Annotated in this window: 1 protein-coding gene; it reads right to left on the bottom strand. The window is 61.5% G+C overall.

Annotated elements, in window-relative coordinates; translation table 11 throughout:
* Positions 1–1,264, bottom strand: a protein-coding gene (locus tag ET21_RS0117540; protein ID WP_156029276.1) for an IS3-like element ISSsp2 family transposase whose coding sequence is annotated in 2 segments (ribosomal slippage) — positions 1–928 and positions 928–1,264 — 1,265 coding nt annotated over the 2 segments. Because the reading frame shifts where the segments join, the coding sequence is not laid out codon by codon here. This gene is flagged as partial in the annotation.
* Positions 1,265–1,349: the final 85 nt, after the last annotated feature.

Genomic DNA, 1,349 nt, shown 5'->3' with positions numbered 1-1,349 from the left:
CTGCCGAAGTAGGCGTCGGCGGGCGTCACGTTGTTCAGGCTCTCGTGGTAGCGCTGGTGATTATAGTGCTCGACAAAGGCCTCGATCTGAGCCTCGAGATCACCTGGCAGGAAGTAGTTCTCCAGCAGGATGCGGTTTTTCAGGGTCTGGTGCCAGCGCTCGATCTTGCCCTGCGTTTGTGGGTGCAGCGGAGCACCGCGCACATGGCTCATGTTCTGGGCCTCGATATATTCAGCCAGTTCGCTCGCGATGTAGCTGGGGCCATTATCGCTGAGCAGCCTGGGCTTGTGCAGCACGGTGGCGCTGTCGCAGCCCGAGGCCTTGAGCGCGAGGTCGAGCGTGTCGGTGACGTCCTCGGCGCGCATATTGGTGCACAGTTTCCAGGCGATGATATAGCGCGAGAAGTCGTCGAGCACGGTCGACAGATACATCCAGCCCCAGCCGATGATCTTGAAGTAGGTAAAATCAGTCTGCCACATCTCGTTCGGCCGGGTGGTTTTGGTGTGGAACTGATCGGCGGCCTTGATCACGACATAAGCCGGGCTGGTGATCAGGTCGTGGGCCTTCAAAAGGCGGTAAACCGTGGCTTCGGACACGAAGTAGCGCTGCTCGTCGGTGAAGCGCACGGCCAGCTCCCGAGGGCTCAGCTCGGACTGTTCCAGCGCCAGCTCGATGATCTGGTCGTGGATGCCCGCCGGGATGCGGTTCCACACCCGGCTCGGCGCCGATGGCCGATCTTCCAACGCCTCCGGTCCGCCTCCGAGGTAGCGGTCATACCAGCGATAAAACGTCCGGCGGGGGATGCCGAGCTGGTCCAGCGTGCGCTTGGCCGGCAGGTGCGACTGTTCGACGATCCTGATGATCTCGAGCTTCTCCGATCCGGGATACCTCATTCGTCGTCGCCCCCATCCGCGATCATGCTTTTTTTGAGCAGCCGGTTCTCAAGCGTCAGATCGGCGACGCATTCCTTCAGGGCACTGGACTCGCGGCGCAGATCCTTCACCTCGTCGGTGGTCGCGGCACGCGCGGTGTCGCCGGCCAGGCGGCGCTTGCCAGCTTCCATGAACTCTTTCGACCATGTGTAATACAGGCTCTGCGCGATGCCTTCCTTGCGGCAAAGCTCGGCAATGCTGTCCTCGCCGCGCAGGCCATCGAGCACGATCCGGATCTTGTCTTCCGCCGAGAAGTGCCGCCGGGCCGCCCGCCGGATGTCCTTCACCACCTGCTCCGCAGGCTTTTTGGCGCTTGAGGGTTTGGGTCTCATCTTCGTTCCTTCGTCACTACGACGAGACCCAAACCCTCCTTAAATCACAACCTCAAATCTGCGCCATTGGTGCTGACGGCGGACA

This window comes from Sphingobium sp. DC-2, from assembly GCF_000722555.1.
GTDB lineage: Bacteria > Pseudomonadota > Alphaproteobacteria > Sphingomonadales > Sphingomonadaceae > Sphingobium > Sphingobium quisquiliarum.
The sequence above is the reverse complement of the archived record's forward strand: the minus strand, read 5'-3'. Positions and strand labels throughout refer to the sequence as shown.